General features: G+C 31.5%; 15 protein-coding genes. 10 read left to right on the top strand and 5 right to left on the bottom strand.

The genetic code is table 11. The annotated features are described in order from the left end of the window. Positions 1-225: 225 nt before the first annotated feature. Together KQI38_RS20170 and KQI38_RS20165 are read right to left on the bottom strand one after the other, a co-directional pair. Positions 226-1,029 (bottom strand): CAP domain-containing protein, encoded by an 804-nt coding sequence (locus KQI38_RS20170; RefSeq protein ID WP_216562699.1) that lies wholly within the window; start codon positions 1,027-1,029, stop codon positions 226-228. Positions 1,030-1,134: 105 nt separating this feature from the next. Next, positions 1,135-1,398, bottom strand: coding sequence for a hypothetical protein (locus KQI38_RS20165; RefSeq protein WP_216562697.1), 264 nt, complete (start codon positions 1,396-1,398; stop codon positions 1,135-1,137). Between the two features lie 276 nt (positions 1,399-1,674). Here KQI38_RS20165 and glpK point away from each other — a divergent pair, with 276 nt between their 5' ends. The 7 genes from glpK (at position 1,675) to hemL (ending at position 9,899) form a co-directional block, all read left to right on the top strand. Beyond that, positions 1,675-3,171 (top strand): glycerol kinase GlpK, encoded by a 1,497-nt coding sequence (gene glpK, locus KQI38_RS20160; RefSeq protein WP_216562695.1) that lies wholly within the window; start codon positions 1,675-1,677, stop codon positions 3,169-3,171. Positions 3,172-3,366: 195 nt separating this feature from the next. Beyond that, positions 3,367-4,599: a glutamyl-tRNA reductase gene (gene hemA / locus KQI38_RS20155; protein ID WP_094904033.1), complete on the top strand. Its 1,233-nt coding sequence runs from the start codon at positions 3,367-3,369 to the stop codon at positions 4,597-4,599. Positions 4,600-4,608: 9 nt separating this feature from the next. Further along, positions 4,609-5,205, top strand: coding sequence for a precorrin-2 dehydrogenase/sirohydrochlorin ferrochelatase family protein (locus KQI38_RS20150; protein ID WP_216562693.1), 597 nt, complete (start codon positions 4,609-4,611; stop codon positions 5,203-5,205). Positions 5,206-5,229: 24 nt separating this feature from the next. Then, a complete protein-coding gene (hemC, locus tag KQI38_RS20145; protein ID WP_216562691.1) occupies positions 5,230-6,132 on the top strand; it encodes a hydroxymethylbilane synthase in 903 nt (300 codons plus the stop codon). Next, the gene (gene cobA / locus KQI38_RS20140) at positions 6,129-7,628 is read left to right on the top strand and encodes a uroporphyrinogen-III C-methyltransferase (protein ID WP_216562689.1); all 1,500 of its coding nucleotides are present in this window, start codon (positions 6,129-6,131) and stop codon (positions 7,626-7,628) included. The genes hemC and cobA overlap by 4 nt, the downstream gene beginning before the upstream one ends. A 1-nt stretch (position 7,629) precedes the next feature. After that, entirely contained in the window at positions 7,630-8,589 is a 960-nt protein-coding gene (gene hemB, locus KQI38_RS20135) for a porphobilinogen synthase (protein ID WP_216562687.1), read from the top strand. Positions 8,590-8,609: 20 nt separating this feature from the next. Next, complete coding sequence (hemL, locus tag KQI38_RS20130; protein ID WP_216562685.1) at positions 8,610-9,899, top strand: glutamate-1-semialdehyde 2,1-aminomutase; 1,290 nt, start codon at positions 8,610-8,612, stop codon at positions 9,897-9,899. A gap of 69 nt (positions 9,900-9,968) precedes the next feature. Here hemL and KQI38_RS20125 read toward each other — a convergent pair whose 3' ends face one another. From KQI38_RS20125 to KQI38_RS22685, 3 genes are all read right to left on the bottom strand, one after another. Then, entirely contained in the window at positions 9,969-11,003 is a 1,035-nt protein-coding gene (locus KQI38_RS20125; RefSeq protein WP_216562683.1) for a YeiH family protein, read from the bottom strand. A 135-nt stretch (positions 11,004-11,138) separates the two neighbouring features. After that, positions 11,139-12,092: a (4Fe-4S)-binding protein gene (locus KQI38_RS20120; RefSeq protein ID WP_094904039.1), complete on the bottom strand. Its 954-nt coding sequence runs from the start codon at positions 12,090-12,092 to the stop codon at positions 11,139-11,141. Positions 12,093-12,120: 28 nt separating this feature from the next. After that, positions 12,121-13,740: an FAD-dependent oxidoreductase gene (locus KQI38_RS22685; RefSeq protein WP_216562681.1), complete on the bottom strand. Its 1,620-nt coding sequence runs from the start codon at positions 13,738-13,740 to the stop codon at positions 12,121-12,123. Between the two features lie 161 nt (positions 13,741-13,901). Here KQI38_RS22685 and KQI38_RS20110 point away from each other — a divergent pair, with 161 nt between their 5' ends. The 3 genes from KQI38_RS20110 to KQI38_RS20100 all read left to right on the top strand — a co-directional run bounded on the left by KQI38_RS20110 (position 13,902) and on the right by KQI38_RS20100 (position 18,124). Then, positions 13,902-14,804 carry a LysR family transcriptional regulator gene (locus KQI38_RS20110; protein WP_216562679.1) on the top strand — a complete coding sequence of 301 codons (903 nt, stop codon included), beginning with the start codon at positions 13,902-13,904 and terminating at the stop codon, positions 14,802-14,804. Positions 14,805-14,942: 138 nt separating this feature from the next. After that, positions 14,943-16,220, top strand: coding sequence for a guanine deaminase (gene guaD, locus KQI38_RS20105; protein ID WP_216562677.1), 1,278 nt, complete (start codon positions 14,943-14,945; stop codon positions 16,218-16,220). Positions 16,221-16,363: 143 nt separating this feature from the next. Continuing rightward, positions 16,364-18,124 carry a PucR family transcriptional regulator gene (locus KQI38_RS20100; protein ID WP_246565948.1) on the top strand — a complete coding sequence of 587 codons (1,761 nt, stop codon included), beginning with the start codon at positions 16,364-16,366 and terminating at the stop codon, positions 18,122-18,124. Positions 18,125-18,140: the final 16 nt, after the last annotated feature.

The following is an 18,140-nucleotide window of genomic DNA, read 5'->3' as shown; positions in this document are numbered from 1 at the left end:
AATTTGTAGACCCTTTTACTGGGGAAAAAATAAAAAACTAAATATAAGAAGAACCCCTTTAGGGGTTGCTTGAGAAAATAAAGCGGTTGGCAGACCTTTCAATGTGTCTTGAGACACAGCAAGTACCATGCCCTTATAGGGCTAGAGCAAACCACCCGTTTTACGGGTGGTCATGATTTATACCACAAAATCCTATATATTAAAAATTATATTTTGACCGTCTAATTAATTAGTGAACATTTGAGTCCAGTAGTTTGTTCCATTAGAGGATTTATAATGTCCAACACCTATTTTATTGAAGCTAGGATTCATTATGTTTGCTCTATGTCCTGATGAATTCATCCATGCAGTGACTACAGATTGAGCAGTAGGTTGACCCTTTGCAATATTTTCTCCTGCGGTATTGTATTTAATACCGAATTGTTTCATCATATCGAAAGGTGAACCGTAAGTAGGAGAAGTGTGGCTGAAATAATTGTTTTTTGCCATATCCTCAGATTTCTTCCTAGCTACACTTGAAAGTTCACTACTTGCTACAAGCGGTTTTAAACCTTCTTTTTGTCTTTCAATATTTACTAATCTAACTACTTCAGTTTCTATTGCTGATAATCCTGATACTGAAGGTGTTTCAGTTGTAGGTGGTGTAGTTGGTTTAGGATTAGTAGGTGTTGTTGGTTCGGTAGGTGTAGTTGGCTCTGGGTTACTAGGTTTTGTTGGCTCAGTTGGTGCTGGGTTTGTTGGTGTAGTTGGCTTAGGAATTGTTATAACATTTCCTGGTTTGCTTCCTGGTCTATTAGTAATTATTGTCCAATTGTAATTAGGATAATTTTTACTTGTTGTATTTTGTTGTGTATTTGAATTTTTATCGCAATCATAGTTATAATTTTGAGAGTATCCTTTGTTATAATTGTTCAATATTGAGTTATAGTCAAAGTTCGTAAGATCGAAACTTGCAGCACTAGCTGCAGATGAACTAAGTATTGTGGCTGCTACTAATGAGTAAACTACTTTTCTTTTTTTTGTAAACATGTTTTGTCCTCCTTGAAAATCTGAATAAACTTAACTTTTTTTGATTAGTTTGATTTTATAAATTGTAATCAATTTATAATAAATAGAATTTTTAAAACTATATCTTTATTTTGTTAAACAATTTCCTAGTTTATTAACAATAGCTGTCAAATCAAATTTAGAACAACTGCTGTCTGTTGTATCTTGTTGTGTATTTGAATTTTTATTGGAGTCATAATTGAAATTGATGCCGTATTCTTTGATGTAATTATTTAATATTGAATTACAATCAAAATTTGCAAGATCAAAGCTTGCAGCATTAGCTGCAGATGAGCTAAGCATTAGGGCGGCTATTAATGAGTAAATTACTTTTCTTTTCTTTGTAAACATATTTTTGTCCTCCTTGAAATTTTGAGTAAATTTAACTATCTTAACTTGCCTCCTTTCATAAATTGTAATCAATTTGTAATAAATTGAATTTTTTAAAAGTATATCACTAGTGCAAGGGGTAAATAAACCCTCAATACATGGCAGGTTTACATAATATTACCAAAGGGGTATCTATAAAGGGGTATTTATTTAGATTAAAAATCTTCTCTATATTAGTTTGAGGAAAATGTTTAAATGATGGTATAATGTAATAAAGAGTATAAGAGAGGTGTGTCCATGGATAAAAAATATATTATGGCCTTTGATCAGGGGACTACTAGTTCTCGTGTTATTATCTTTGATAGACATGGAAAAATTGTAGGGAAGGCCCAGAAGGAATTTAATCAGATTTATCCTCAAGCTGGCTGGGTAGAGCATGATCCTATGGAGATATGGGGGACTCAATCAGGAGTGGCTAGAGAAGCCTTGGAAAGAGCAGGTATTAGACCAGATGAAATAGCTTCTATAGGTATTACAAATCAAAGAGAAACTACAATAGTTTGGGATAAAAATACTGGGAAGCCAATATATAATGCAATAGTTTGGCAATGTAGACGTACGGCAGACATCTGTAACAGTTTAAGAAAGATGGAAATGGAGGAATATATTAGAAATAATACAGGTCTTGTGTTAGATGCTTACTTTTCAGGCACAAAAATTAAATGGATACTAGATAATGTGGAAGGGGCAAGAAAATTAGCCGATGAAGGCAAACTATTATTTGGTACTGTAGATACTTGGCTTATATGGAATTTAACCAGAGGGAAGGTACATATAACGGATTATTCTAACGCATCTAGAACTATGCTTTATAATATTAAGGAGTTTAAATGGGACGAAAAACTATTGAAAGCATTGGATATACCTGTTAGCATGTTGCCAGAAGTAAAGTCTTCCTCTGAAATATATGGATATACAGATGATCTAACCTTTGGTGGTGCTAGGATACCTATATCAGGTATAGCAGGTGATCAGCAGGCCGCATTGTTTGGACAGAATTGTTTTGAACCGGGAATGGCAAAAAATACCTATGGAACTGGATGCTTTATGCTTATGAATACAGGTGAGAACTTTGTACCATCAAAAAACGGTTTGTTAACTACAATTGCTTGGGGTGTAGATGGTAAGATAGAATATGCATTGGAGGGAAGCATATTTGTTGCAGGAGCTTCTATACAATGGTTAAGAGATGAATTAAGGCTTATCAGAACAGCCGAGGAATCCGAATATTATGCAACAAAGGTTGAAGATTCCAACGGTGTATATGTAGTGCCTGCCTTCGTAGGTCTAGGGGCACCTTATTGGGATATGTATGCAAGGGGAACTATAGTGGGGCTTACTAGAGGAACTAAATCGGAACATATAATACGAGCTACTCTTGAGTCAATTGCATATCAAACAAGGGATGTACTTGAGGCCATGCAAGAGGATTCAAATATTAAACTTCAATCTCTTAAAGTAGATGGTGGTGCAGTAGTGAATAATTTTCTTATGCAGTTTCAATGTGATATACTATCTACAACAGTAGAGAGACCAGAGATAACAGAGACTACTGCCCTTGGAGCAGCTTATTTAGCAGGACTTGCGGTAGGTTTTTGGAAAGATAAAAAGGAAATAAATGATAAATGGAATATAGAAAGAAAATTTTACCCTGTTATGGATAATGAAAAAAGAGATAAACTCTATTATGGCTGGAAAAAAGCTGTAGAAAGGTCACTTGCTTGGGAAGAATAATAACTTCACTTTTTGTATTTATTGAATATTCATTAAGATTTACTATGTTTGATATTGAAATTACTGAACTATTATATCCATATAAAAGCTTGTCAAAAATTTAATAATGAAATATCATTAGGGTATAGACTAGTTATTATATTGAAGTTTTATAATAGACGTTAACGAGAGTTTTCATTATATAGGAGGGCAAAAATGGAAGTAGCAGTAATTGGAATAAATCACAATAATTCACCAATTGAAGTACGGGAAAAGTTTTTCTTTTCTGAATCTATGAAGATAGAAAGTTCAGATCAGATATTAGATAAATCTACGAAGGAAATAATCATTGTTTCAACTTGCAACAGAAGTGAGATATATGTTGCAAGTGATAATATTGATCTATCAATAGATGAGGTCAAAGAGTTTTATAAAGAATTCTTTAAGTTTTCACAAGCAGAAGACTATATTTTTGTTAAAAAAAGAAGGGATGCTGTAGTTCATCTTTATATGGTAGCTGCAGGACTTGACTCAATGGTATTAGGAGAAGATCAAATATTAGGACAGATAAGAGAATCCATGACATTTTCTATGAACTTAGGATTTAGCAAAAAGGTATTAAATCGATTGTTTATGGATGCAATATTTGAGGGGAAAAAAATAAGAAGCAAATTAAAGATATCTGAAATACCCTTATCTACTAGCTATATTGGAATAAATCTTCTCAAGAAAGAAATAGGCTCTTTAAATGGTAAAAAAGCTCTTATAATTGGAGCGGGAGAAATAGGTACCTTAGCTATTAAATATTTATATGAAGAAGAACTAGAACAAATATATGTAACTAATAGAACCTATGAAAAAGTGAAAGAGATATGTAAGGATTTTGATAAATTAACTCCCATAGAATATGATGTAAGATATGATATCTTGGAAAATATAGATATTTTAATCACTGCTACAGGAGCGCCTCATACAATTATAACCCATAGGGATATAAAAAAGTTACCAAATAGATTATACATATTGGATTTAGCCCTTCCTAGAGATGTAGACCCCAAAATTGGAGAAAAAGAAAATGTAATTTTATATCATAACGATGATTTGCAAAAAATGTCAGAAGAAAATCTATTAAGAAGAAAAGAACTTTCAGAAGAAGCTATAGAAATAATAAATGGAGATGTAGGGAAATACATAAACTGGATAACCACCTTAGACGTTGATCCTGTCATAGAATCTTTAAATAAAAGATGCTTTTCTATAAAGGAAGACACTATGAATTATATTAATAGAAAAGTAGAATTAGATAAAAGAGAGAAAAAGATAATAGATAAGATGATCATGTCTGCCTTGAAGAAGTTTATAAGAGAACCTATTAAGATTCTAAAAAAAGCGGATGAGGAAAATTCAGAAGAATATATAGAAATAATGAAAAGATTATTTCAAATATAGAGGTGGACTATGTTTTATCCTATAATGATAAATATCAGTAATAAATTAATTATAGTCGTTGGTGGAGGAGAAGTAGCCTATAGAAAGGCTGCAAAGTTTCTAGAATTTGGCGGGAAAGTAATGATTTTAAGTCCAAATAATATTGAGAAATTTAGAGACTTAAAAGAAAAGCATAAAGAAAAGTTAAATTTTATATATGATAAATATAATAAAAAATATATTCACGATGCTTTCTTGGTAATAGCAGCAACATCCTCTAAAGAAATAAACCAGCAAATTTCAAATGATTGTAAGGATTTAAGTATATTAGCTAATATTGTTGACAATAGAGATAGTTCTGATTTTATAACCCCCTCTATTATAAGCAATGATAATTTAACAATTTCTATTTCTACAATGGGAAGTTTTCCATACTTAAGTAAGAAAATAAGAACGGATATGGAAGAAAAGTATAAAAAATTTAACAAAGAATATTTAAATCTTTTAGAGGAAATGAGATATTTGGTATTAGAGAAACATAGAGATAAAACAAAAGAAACGATGGAATATGCTTTAAGCTTAGATATAGATGAATTAAAGGATTTGTTAATAAAGTTAAAAGATTAAATTTACATAAGGAGAACTGGTAATATGAAAATAATAGTTGGCACTAGGGGAAGTAATTTGGCATTAACGCAAACAAATATGGTCATAGATATTATAAAAAAAGCTCATCCAAATGTTGAATGTGAGGTCAAGATAATAAAAACAAAGGGGGATATTATCAAAGATCTTCCTATTGACAAGATAGGTGGTAAAGAAATATTTACGAAAGAAATAGAAAGAGAATTATTAGATGGTACTATTGACATGGCTGTACATAGTATGAAGGATATGCCTGGAGAACTTCCAAAAGGATTAAAATTATCTTTTACACCAGAAAGAGAAGATTATAGAGATGTATTAGTTTTAAGGAAAGGCATAAATAGTATTGATGATATACCTCTTGGTGGAAAAATAGGGACAGGCAGTAAAAGAAGAAAATATCAAATATTAAAATGCAGGCCAGACTTGGAAATCGTTGGAATAAGAGGAAATATAGAAACTAGAATAAAGAAAATAGAAGAAGAAAATTTAGATGGAGTAATACTAGCAGCAGCAGGAATCAATAGATTAGGTTTGAATTTAGGAGAACGAGTAGTTCACTTAGATAAAGATATGGTATTACCATCTCCTACACAAGGAATATTAGCTATTGAGATTAGGGAGAATGATAATAGACTTGATAATATTCTAAAAAGTATATCTCATACAAAAACAGAAATCCAAGGGAAAGTAGAAAGAGCATTTCTGAAGGGTGTAGGGGGAAGTTGCCATATTCCAGTAGGAGCATACTGTGAAGTCGTAGGCGACAAAATATACTTAGAAGGACTTTTAGGTACAATGGATGGAGAAGTTTTAATAAGGAGATCTATAGAGGGAAATTTAGATTCATTAGAAGATATAGGATATGTTTTAGCTAAAGACATGGTTAAGGAGATGAATAAAGCATGAAAGGAAAAGTATATCTAATAGGAGCAGGTCCAGGAGATCCAGGTTTAATAACATTAAAAGGCTCTTCATACTTAAAAGAGGCAGATGTAGTAGTATATGATAGATTAGCTAGTCCTAGATTATTAGAAGATCTTAAAGAAGGATGTAGACTAATCTATGTAGGAAAGGCATCAAAAGATCATACAAAAACACAGGATGAAATAAATGAAATAATATTTCAAGAGTCTAATAAGGGAAATATAGTTGCAAGACTCAAAGGAGGAGACCCTTATGTATTTGGACGAGGTGGGGAAGAGGCCGAATACCTTTATGATAGAGGGATAGATTTTGAGGTAGTACCAGGTGTTACTTCTGCAATTGGTGGACTTGCCTATGCAGGAATACCCATTACACATAGGGGAATAGCTACATCCTTTCATGTAATTACTGGGCATCTAAAAGATGAAAATGAAGAATTAGACTGGAAAGCGTTGGCCGCATTAAAGGGTACTTTAGTTTTTCTAATGGGTGTTTCAAACTTACAAAAAATAACAGAAAATTTATTAAAACATGGAAAAAGTAAAGAGACTCCTGCCGCCATTATAAATTGGGGAACTACTCCTAGGCAACAAGTATTAGAAGGAAATCTTTCTAATATATATGAAAAGGCCTTAAAAGAAAAAATAAAGCCGCCAAGTTTAATAGCTATTGGAGATGTAGTAAGTTTAAGAGAAAAATTAAATTTCTATGAAAAGAAGCCCTTATTAGGAGAAAATATAGTAGTCACTAGGGAAAAAGCCCATGCAATAGATACAATAAAAAAAATAGAAAAATTGGGAGGAAATGTTATATCTTTTCCTACTATAAAATTAGAAGAGATAACTCCAAACAAAGAGTTAGAAGAAGCTATTAAAAATATAAGTAAATATTCATATATAGTATTTACCAGTGTTACAGGAGTAGATATTTTCTTTAAAAAGCTTTTAGAATTAGAAGATATAAGAACTTTAGCAGGAATTAAAATAGCTGCTGTAGGAATTAAAACGGCAAATGCCATTAGAAAATATGGAATAATAGTAGATATAATACCAGAGGAGTTTGTAGCAGAAGATTTAATAGATAAATTAAAGGAAGTACTAACTAGAGAAGATAAAGTACTGATTCCAAGAGCAAAATTAGGCAGACAAGAATTAGTAGAAGAATTAGGTAAAGTTTCCTTAGTAGATGAATTAGTAATCTACGATACTGTAAAAAGCAAAGAAAGTAAAGATGAGATAATGAATGCAATAGAAGATTTAGATTCTTACTATTTATTGTTTACATCTTCATCAACATTTGCAAACTTTGTTGAAATACTTGGAAATGATAGTAAAATAATTTTAGATAAAGGAAAGATAATATCCATTGGGCCAATTACTACAAAGACTATTGAAGATGAAGGTTATGTGGTATATAGACAAGCTGAAACCTATACAGTAGATGGAGTGTTAGAATTACTTATGAAGGAGAAAAGATAAAATGAATAGAACTAGAAGATTAAGAAAAAATCCTTCAATTAGGAGTATGGTAAGGGAAACTAAGTTATCAGTATATGATTTTATATATCCTTTATTTATTGTAGAAGGAGAAAATATAAAAAGAGAAATTTCCTCTATGAAGGGAGTTTATCATTTTTCAGTAGATAAGGTTTTACAAGAAATAAAGGAAATTATGGATTTAGGTATAAAATCTATAATATTATTTGGAATACCAGATAAAAAAGACCATATAGGTTCTGAAGGATATGCAACTCAAGGGATTATTCAAAAAGCAATACGAGCTATTAAATTAAATTTTCCTGAAATGTATATAGTTACAGATGTATGTATGTGTGAATATACATCTCATGGACATTGTGGCATTATAACTGAGCAGGGTGATGTAGATAATGATGAGACTTTATCTTATTTAGGAAAAATCGCTCTTAGTCATGCAGAAGCAGGAGCAGATATGGTAGCACCTTCTGACATGATGGATGGAAGAGTTGGATATATAAGGAGGGTATTAGATGAAAATGGATTTGAAATGATTCCAATAATGGCATATAGTGCTAAGTATTCATCGTCATTTTATGGCCCGTTTAGAGAGGCAGCAGATTCTGCACCTGCTTGGGGAGATAGAAAATCTTATCAAATGGACCCGGCAAATTCTAATGAAGCCATAAGAGAAGTGATGTATGATATAGAAGAAGGTGCGGATATAGTAATGGTAAAACCTGCTCTTTCCTATTTAGATATAATAAGAAGGGTTAAGGATAATTTTAATATGCCTATTGCAGCTTATAATGTAAGTGGAGAATACTCTATGATAAAAATGGCAATAGAAAACGGAATTATGGGGGAAGAAATAATAATGGAAGTCTTGACTTCAATAAAAAGAGCAGGAGCCGATATTATTATTTCATACTTTGCTAAGGATGTGGCAAAATCTCTTAAATAAAATGTAAAGGGGAGATTAATTTGAATTTGGAAAAATCAAAACAAATATATGAAGAAGGTATAAAATATATTCCTGGTGGGGTAAATAGTCCTGTTAGAGCCTTTAAATCTGTTAATTCATCACCTGTTTTTATCTCTAAGGGTTACAAAAGTAAAATACAAGATGAGGACGGGAATGCTTATATAGACTATATAGGTTCTTGGGGACCAGCCATCTTAGGACATTCAAATGAAGAACTTATGGAAGGAATAGAAGATATAATAAGAGATGGACTAAGTTTTGGTTTACCTACAAAAATTGAAGTAGATATGGCAAAACTAATGGTAGAATCTTATCCAGCTATAGATATGGTAAGAATGGTTAACTCAGGTACTGAAGCAACTATGAGTGCCATAAGAGTTGCCAGAGGATATACTAATAAAAATAAAATAATAAAGTTTGAAGGGTGCTACCATGGACATAGTGATTCCCTTCTTGTAAAATCTGGCTCAGGAACCATAACATATGGAGTTCCTACGAGCTTAGGAGTACCAGAAGAAATTGTAAGAAACACTTTAGTATGTAGATATAATGATTTACATGATATAAAGAAAACCTTTGAAGAGCATGGCTCAGATATAGCAGCTATAATCGTAGAACCAGTAGCTGGTAATATGGGATTAGTTGCAGCTACACCAGAGTTTTTAAAGGAATTAAGAGAAATAACAAAAGAATATAATTCTGTTTTAATCTTTGATGAAGTAATCACTGGTTTTAGAATTGCTTATGGTGGAGCTAGTGAAGTATATGCAATAGAGCCAGATATGGCTTGTTTTGGGAAAATCATAGGAGGAGGATTTCCGGTAGGAGCCTATGGAGGAAAAAAAGAGATAATGGAAATGGTATCTCCTCTAGGTGGAGTATATCAAGCTGGAACTCTTTCAGGTAATCCCCTTGCTATGCACATAGGATATAAGAATATAAAGCTTTTACAAAGAGATAAAAGCATATATGATTATATGGAGAAAATGGCAATAAAATTAGAAAAAGGTATTTCCGAAAATATTGAAAAATTAGGTATAAATGCTACCATAGTTAGATTTAAAAATATGCTTACTCTATTCTTTGGAAAAGGGCCATTTAACAATTATGATGATGTTCAAAAATGTGATACTGAACTTTATGCAAAATATTTTAGAGAAATGCTAAATAGGGGAATAATGCTTCCTCCAGCTCAATTTGAATGTATGTTTTTATCTGCAGAACATACAGAGGAAGATTTAGAATATACCATAAAATCAAATTATGAGTCTTTAAAAGCAATTAAATAATATTTAATAATTAAAATAATCTCTAAGGGACCTTGGCCCTTAGAGATTATTTTAATTATTTTTCAGATATTATCCTATATAGTTAGCAAATATTGTAATAAATAATAAGGATGATATAGCAACTGCAGCCCAAGTACATCCGCCAAGGATAATAGGCTTAGTTCCTTTTGTGAAAAGGTCCTTAAAATGAATTTTAAATCCAACACCAGCTAAGGCTGTTGTAATTAAGAATTTATAGCCAGTTTTAAAGAATTTTGCTGCTCCTGGAATAATATTAAATGCTCCTAAAGTATTTAATATAGCCATTCCTAAGAAAACAACTATGAACCATGGAAAAACTTTCATAACAGTTTGCCCTATAGATATTTGTTCTCCACCATCCTTATTTGCTTTAGATTCATTTTTTACAGTTATAATTGTAGCAACAATGGAAACAAGGATTAGTAAACTAGTTCTTGCAAGCTTTATAGTAATTGCTAAACTTGAATCAAGATTATTTAAAACATTGTATGTTGCTTCGGCTGCAGCAACACTTGAAGTATCATTTATAGCTGCACCCGCTAAAAATCCAAATTGGTTAGGAGTCAATCCCATAAATCCAGCTAAATAAGGATAAAGTAAAGCAGCTAAGATATCAAATAAAAATATAGCAGTCATAGCATATGCAATTTCAGTTTCTTTAGCCTTAATAATTGAAGCCAAAGTTGCAATTGCAGTACCCCCACAAATACAACTACCACCACCAACTAATGTACAAGTATTAGTTGATAATTCCAATTTTTTACCCACAAAATAGGCTACAGCAAAGGATAAACAAATATTAAAGAGAAGTAACGGTAATGCCTTAGCCCCATAGCCTAAGACTTGATTAAAATTAAGAGTTGCACCAGCTAAGATAATCCCCCATTTTAAAAACTTCTTTCCAGCGTAAGACGTACCAGATTTAAGGTCTTTATCTATGGATGGCATGATATTTAATATAAGCATGCCTATGAATAAGCCAATCATTGGAGCACCGACTATATTTTGTAATCCACCTATAAATGTGGCTAAAATAGCAATTCCAATACAAAGGATAATACCAAAGAGTTTTTTACTATTCATTTTTCTCCCCCTTATAAAACAATGTAAAAATTATGTCAAACAATGTGAAAAAAAAGACGAGTGAATTTAAAAAATAATTATTATCCAAAAGAAAGTTTTATTGAAAACTTTCTTTTGGATAATTTCTTTATTTAACTAACAAGTAGCGCCGCCAGCTAAATGAAGTTCAGAGCTTAAAATTTCTTCTTTTCTGTCTAAAAGTTCATTAGATAATAATTGAGCTTCAACATTTTCAAAACCGATTCTTTCTATTGTTTGAGATAAACGCTCTCCAGTTTCACCTTGTTCTCTAAATAAGAGTATAGTTTTTTCAATTATATCCATAACCTCTTCTTCGGATGTAAATATCTTATTTAAAGGAATTCCGTGATTTACTAATTTACCCCATCTACCGCCTATATATATCTTATATCCTACTTGGCCATTTGGTATAGCATCAAAATGACAAGTACCAATACAACGTCCACAGTTATTACATATTTCTTTATCAATTTCTAAAACATCATTAATAACTTTAGTAGCGTGAACTGGACAAGTATTTTCTACACTACATACTCTACAACCATTACATGATTCACTATCATAATTAGGTACCATTTGTCCAACGATTCCTAGGTCATTTAAACTAGGTTTCATACAGTTATTAGGACATCCCCCTACACCAATTTTAAATTTATGTGGCAATTTTACATCAGCATAACCATTGAAGAATTTTTCATGAATTTTTTCTGATAAATCAAAAGTATCAATTAAACCATATTGACAAGTTGTACCTTTACAAGAAACTACTGGACGTACCTTAGAACCAGTACCACCTGTTCTTAAGCCTTCTTTAGCTATATAAGCTCTAAAGTCTTCAATTTTGTCATAAGGAATTCCAGGACATTCTATTGTTAGTCTTGATGTAAATGTTACAGTACCATTGCCGAAAAGCTCTGCTGCTTCTGATAAACATTTGTTTTGAGCTGCAGTGATTTTTCCATTAACAGTAATAATTCTACCAGAGAAATTATCAGTACCTTTGTTAGCAAGAAAACCTAATGCTTTTACTTTTTTTTGATTTTCTGGACTAATTGTTAAACTTGCCATAATTTATTTACCCCCTACTTTTTTATATTTATATTTGATTTAAAATCGAACCACCTTCAAGAACTAATGTATTAGTATAGCCAAAGTGTTTTAAGCGATTTTGTAGCATATAGGCCCTCTTACCTTTGGAACATACTAATAATAACCTTTCATCTTTACCATACTCAGGTAATTCTCCATCTACCTTAGAAAGATCAACATAAGGAATGCCCTTTAGGGATGGAACGATAGATGCATCAATTATTTTATATCCTTCTGCTTTACCGGCTGCAAAATCATAAGGTGTAATAGTATTAAAATTGCCACTTATTTTATTCAATAAGACATTTACAGTATGTGCAAAAGGATGAATAGCAGTTGAAAACGGAGGAGCATATGCTAAATCCATATTTTCAAGATCCTCTAAAGTCGCCTCCATGGTAATTGCGGTTACAGCAATATCTATCATTTTATCTACAGCACCTTTTCCTAAAACCTGTAAACCCAACAGCTTTTTAGTATTTCTATCTGCTAACATCTTAACTATAAAGAAAGATGCATCTGGATAGTAATGTGCTTTATCATCTACAACTGTTACCACACTTATTACATCATAACCTGCGTCTTTAGCGGCAGCTTCTGTTAATCCTGTTCTACCAATATTAAGTTCAGGCAATTTGGCAACCCCTGTTCCAAGAACTCCACCATAATTAATCCCTTCATCATTAATGTTTTTAGCTAAAATACGACCTGTGATATTTGCAGTAGATCCCATTGGAGACCAAGCGGGTTCTCCCGTTATTTTATTTGCTACACTAGCACAGTCACCAATAGCATAAATATTTTCATAATTAGTTTGGAAAGAATTATTTACTTTTATAGTTCTATTTGGCATTAGTTCAATATCGGTATCAGCTAAAAATCCTGTATTAGCACGTATACCTATTGAAAGAATAACTGCATCTGCTTTCATAACACGTTTATCTGTTTTAATTTTTTCCACTTTGCTTTCACCGATAATAGCTTCTAATTTAGTTCCTGTAAAAACCATAATTCCATGTTCTGCTAAATGATTTGCAATATATTCGGTAAATTCAGGTTCAAATCCTGGTGGAACCATTTCAGCCATATCGATTACGGTAACATTAATTCCTTGGAGTGCTAAGTTCTCAGCAACTTCCAGTCCGATAAATCCACCACCAACTACAACAGCACGTTTGATTTTATCTGCTTCAATAGCATCCCGTAATGAAATTGCATCTTCTGGAGTTCTCATAAAGAAGACACAATCTAAATCTACACCTTCTAGAGGAGGTTTTATAGGTTGTGCACCTGAAGCAATGACTAACTTATCATATTCGTATGTATAAGTTTCATTTGTTTTCAAATCTAAAGCGTCTATTGTATTTTCTTTAGGATTAACTTTAGTTACTTTCATTTCTGTTAGTACATTAGATCCAGTTAATTCAAAAAAACTTTTTGGAGTGTTAACAATCAATTTATCTTTATCAGGAATTACATTACCTACATAGTAAGGTAGACCACAACCTGCATAAGAAATATCTTTGCTTTCTGTTAATATTGTAACTTCAAGGTCCCGATTTTCACGTTTTAATTTTGCAGCCACCTTAGTTCCAGCAGCTACACCACCGATGATAAGGACTTTCACAATCCTCACTCCTTTGTAGTATTTTTAACGATCGTTATGGTATTATAATATCACTTGTTTAACTATTAATAAAGTGATATTATCTAATCATAATCATAGGTAAAACCTATAAACATTTTAGATTTATAATAATAAATCTTTATAAATAAAGGGGAATAAGTATGACAATAAGACATTTAAGGATCTTTATTGAAGTTGCAGATAGTGGAAAAATGAGTGTTGCAGCATCAAAACTTTTTATCTCTCAACCTACTGTAAGTCAAACTATTAGAGAGTTGGAAGAGTATTATGAGGTGCTTTTATTTGAACGTCTTTGTAAAAGATTACATATAACTCCAGAAGGTAAAAAACTACTTTCTTATGCTAGAAAAGTAGTAAAACAATATGATGATTTAGAAGAAAAAATGTTTTCAATAAGTGGGGTTAATAAGATATACATAGGAGCAACAATAACTGTAGGAAATTGTCTTCTTTCAAATATAATTCAGAGAATCAAAGAAAATAATCCTAAAATTGAACCATATGCTTATGTAAATAATACAAGTACCATAGAGGAAAGGCTTCTAAAATCAGAATTAGATATTGCCTTAGTAGAAGGAAAGATTACAAATCCTAATTTAATTTGTATTCCAGCAGTAGATGATTATTTAGTTCTTGTTTGTAGCAAAGATCATATTTTTAGCAAAAGAAAAGAAGTTAATCTATATGATTTACAAGATATGGATTTTGTTATGAGAGAAAAAGGTAGTGGTACAAGACAATTATTTGAAGATTATTTGCTGGATAATGGTGTTACTATAAAAACTCGATGGGAAACTAATTGTCCTGGTGCTATGAAGAGTGCAATAATAGAACATCAATGTTTAGGAGTGCTTTCCGTTCGTCTGGTAGAAGAAGAAATCAAAAATGGAGAAATGAAGTTAATTAGCAATCCAGAATTTAAATGGGAGAGAAATTTTAGTATTGTATATCATAAAGATAAAATTATAGATAAGACAATGGAAGAAGTTATAGAAGTAATCCGTCGCTATAAAGAGATAGACATTTTGGAAAAGTTATATTAGGAAAGTGTAGAATAACTTATTGAATTTGTATAATATCTACATAGGATTGTTATCTAGATAATATTATAATATAAATGAGAAATTATGTTGGTTAATATCCGTTGAAAGTCTAGATAATAATATAAGGGGTGTTGAATTATGAGTAAAATAGTACTAAAGGGTAATATAGCTTTTACTCCAACAAAAGAAAAATTCCAAATTCATAAGAATTCGTACATAATAGTAGAAGACGGAAAAGTAGTAGATATTTGTAGCGAGTTAGATAAATCTTACAAAAACTATACAATTCAAGATTTTTCTGATAAATTAATTATACCGGGATTTGTTGATTTACATCTTCATGCTCCTCAATATCCTAACAGAGGTTTAGGATTAGATAAGGAACTTATTCCTTGGCTTGAAACCTACACATTTCCTGAGGAAGGAAAATATAGTGATTTAGATTATTCTAGAAAAGTGTTTTCTAGACTTATAAATGAGCTATGGAGAGTTGGAACTACTAGGTCAGGTGTTTTTGCAAGTATTCATAAAGAAAGTACTAAACTCTTATTGGATATGTTTATAGAATCTGGTTTAGGAGCGTATGTAGGAAAAGTAAATATGGATAGAAATACTGCTCCTTATCTTACAGAAAATACAAGAGCATCTATAGTTGATACTGAAGAAATAATAAAAGAATATATGAATAAATCATCATTGGTTAAACCTATTGTTACACCTAGGTTTATCCCTACTTGTTCCGAAGAATTACTTGAGAGTTTAGCAGGCTTGGCTATTGATTATAAAATACCTGTTCAATCTCACTTAAATGAGAATAAATCTGAAATCATTTGGGTTAAAGAGCTTTTTCCTAATTCTGAAAATTACGCTTCTGTTTATGATGACTTTAATCTATTTGGTCAAACTAGTACCATAATGGCACATTGCATATATAACACTGATGAAGAGATTGATTTAATGGCTAAAAATGGGGTCTATGCGGCACATTGCCCTTATTCAAACTATAATTTGTCAAGTGGTATAATGCCAGTTAGGAAATTTTTGAACAAGGGAGTACCGGTGGGATTAGGCTCAGATATTTCTGGTGGAAATAGTTTAAGCATACCAAATATCATAGCAGGAACTATTCAGGCTTCTAAAATGGCTTGGATAAATTCAAATAAGGAATTGGCACCACTTACATTTAGTGAAGGATTTTTCCTTGGAACTAAGGGCGGTGGAAGTTTCTTTGGCAAGGTAGGAAGTTTCGAAAAGGGCTATGAATTTGATGCTCTAGTAATTGATGATAGTTCTTTATCAGATATAAATGAGTTGTCAATAGAAGAAAGGCTCCAGAAGTTTATCTATATAGGTGATGATAGGTATATAGTAGAAAGATATGTAAAAGGAAGAAGGATTGAAAAACCATTTGATTAATATCCAGAGAGTATTTATGTAATTAATGATTATCAATTTATAATTCAACATACAAAAAAAGCTTTCATCAAAGGATTATAGGTAGCTTTTAAAATCCATTTAGGTCAAGTTCTTTTTGCGAAAAATTAAGAAAGGACTTTCCTATGGATTGTAAAAATCAAGCAAAAATAATCGCCTGTGTCCATGATTTTATGGCACCATACTGCTTTACTTTGAAAAAGGAGTTGTTATCTATGGCTAGACAAAATGGTATCAGTATAGAGGACATGTTAAAGCTTGATGTAATGAAATCCTCTAGTTTGATTGCAGGATTTAGGGGGGCTAGAAATACCATATCTAGAGTAAACATAATGGCAGACCCAGATATATTAGAATGGACAGCGGAAGGTGAATTTTTACTAACAACTGCTTATTCTTTTAAACAGGATAATATAGACGCTCAAATAGAACTTATAAAAGAGTGTGCATCAAAGAAGTTAGCAGGTATTGGCATAAAGATATCTCCTTACATAGAGACACTTTCTTCAGAGGTTCTTGATTTAGCTAATGATTTAAGTTTTCCTATAATAGATATACACTCATCTATTCCTTTATCAGATATAATGATGTCTACTTTTAAAGAGATATTTAATAAACAAGCATCATTACTAGAAAGAATTGAAAAGGTTCATGAACGATTAATGGGTGCTATGCTAGAGGGCAATGGATTAGAAGACTTAGCTCAAATAGTTCAAGAAAATATTAAAAATCCTGTAATCCTTCACTTAAGCTTTTCAAACGAAATAATTGAATGTGTTAATGGAACAAATGAATCATATAGCTCGGAATTAACTAAAGAAGTAAAAGAATTTTATGAATCCAATAATACAAAGAATAGATTAAAAAAGTTAATTGAGGATAAGGTCCTTATTAATGGAAAGTATATTAAAAGAATGATTATGCCCATAGTACTAAGAGACCATATATATGGACATCTATTTACCTGGGGTACAGATATGCCCTTGGGAGGCTTTGACCTAGCTATAATTGAGTCGGCTTCAACTACTATAGCACTTTCAATATTACAGGAGCTATCAGTTAAGGAAGTGGAAATTAGATATAGGTCAGAATTTTTTGAAGACTTAATTTCTATAGATTCAAAGAGAAAGAAAAAGGCATTAGATAGGGCGAGATTTTTTAATTTACAGATTGAAGATTATTATGTGATAGAAGTAATGAGTTTTAAGCACAAAAATGAATCGAATGAAACTGATACATTAATTGATTACATACAGGATTTTATAAACCCAGTAGTTCATACCATAGAAGAATTAATGCAATACTTAAACTTAAGGGGGATAGTATCTACTAAAGCTAATGGAGTTCAAATCCTATTAAGTTTTCAAGATAAAAAACAAATTTCAGATCGGCTCAAGGATTTCAATAAGAAAATCGTTGAATGTATATCTAATAAATGTGATAATTTAGATGTAAAGATAGGAGTAGGAAGAACATATAAGGGTTTAGGTAATGTAGATAAGAGTTTTCAAGATGCAGTCAGAACTGTAAGGATAGGAAAGGTTATTACATATAAAGAGATAGTAACCTTTGATGAGTTGGGTATATTCAAAATCTTATCTCAGGATAGTTTAGTAGACGAATTAGAAGATTTTTACAACTCTACACTAAAACCATTAGTTGATTATGATAAGAAAAAATCTACGGAATTAGTTAAGACTTTAGATGTATATTTCAAAAATAATGGAAATCTAACTAGAATATCAGAACAGTTATTTACACATTATAATACGGTTCTATATAGGATTACTCGTATCAGTGAAATAACAGGAATGGACTTGGAAGATCCAAATCATAGGTTAAATCTAGAGATAGCCATTAAAATTAAAGAGTTATTAGGAAAATGATGGAATGATAAATCAA

Origin of the sequence: Tissierella carlieri, assembly GCF_018917285.1 — a bacterium.
GTDB classification, from domain to species: Bacteria; Bacillota; Clostridia; order Tissierellales; family Tissierellaceae; genus Tissierella; species Tissierella carlieri.
Note: the sequence above shows the minus strand (reverse complement) of the source record. Positions and strands in the feature narration are given on the sequence as shown.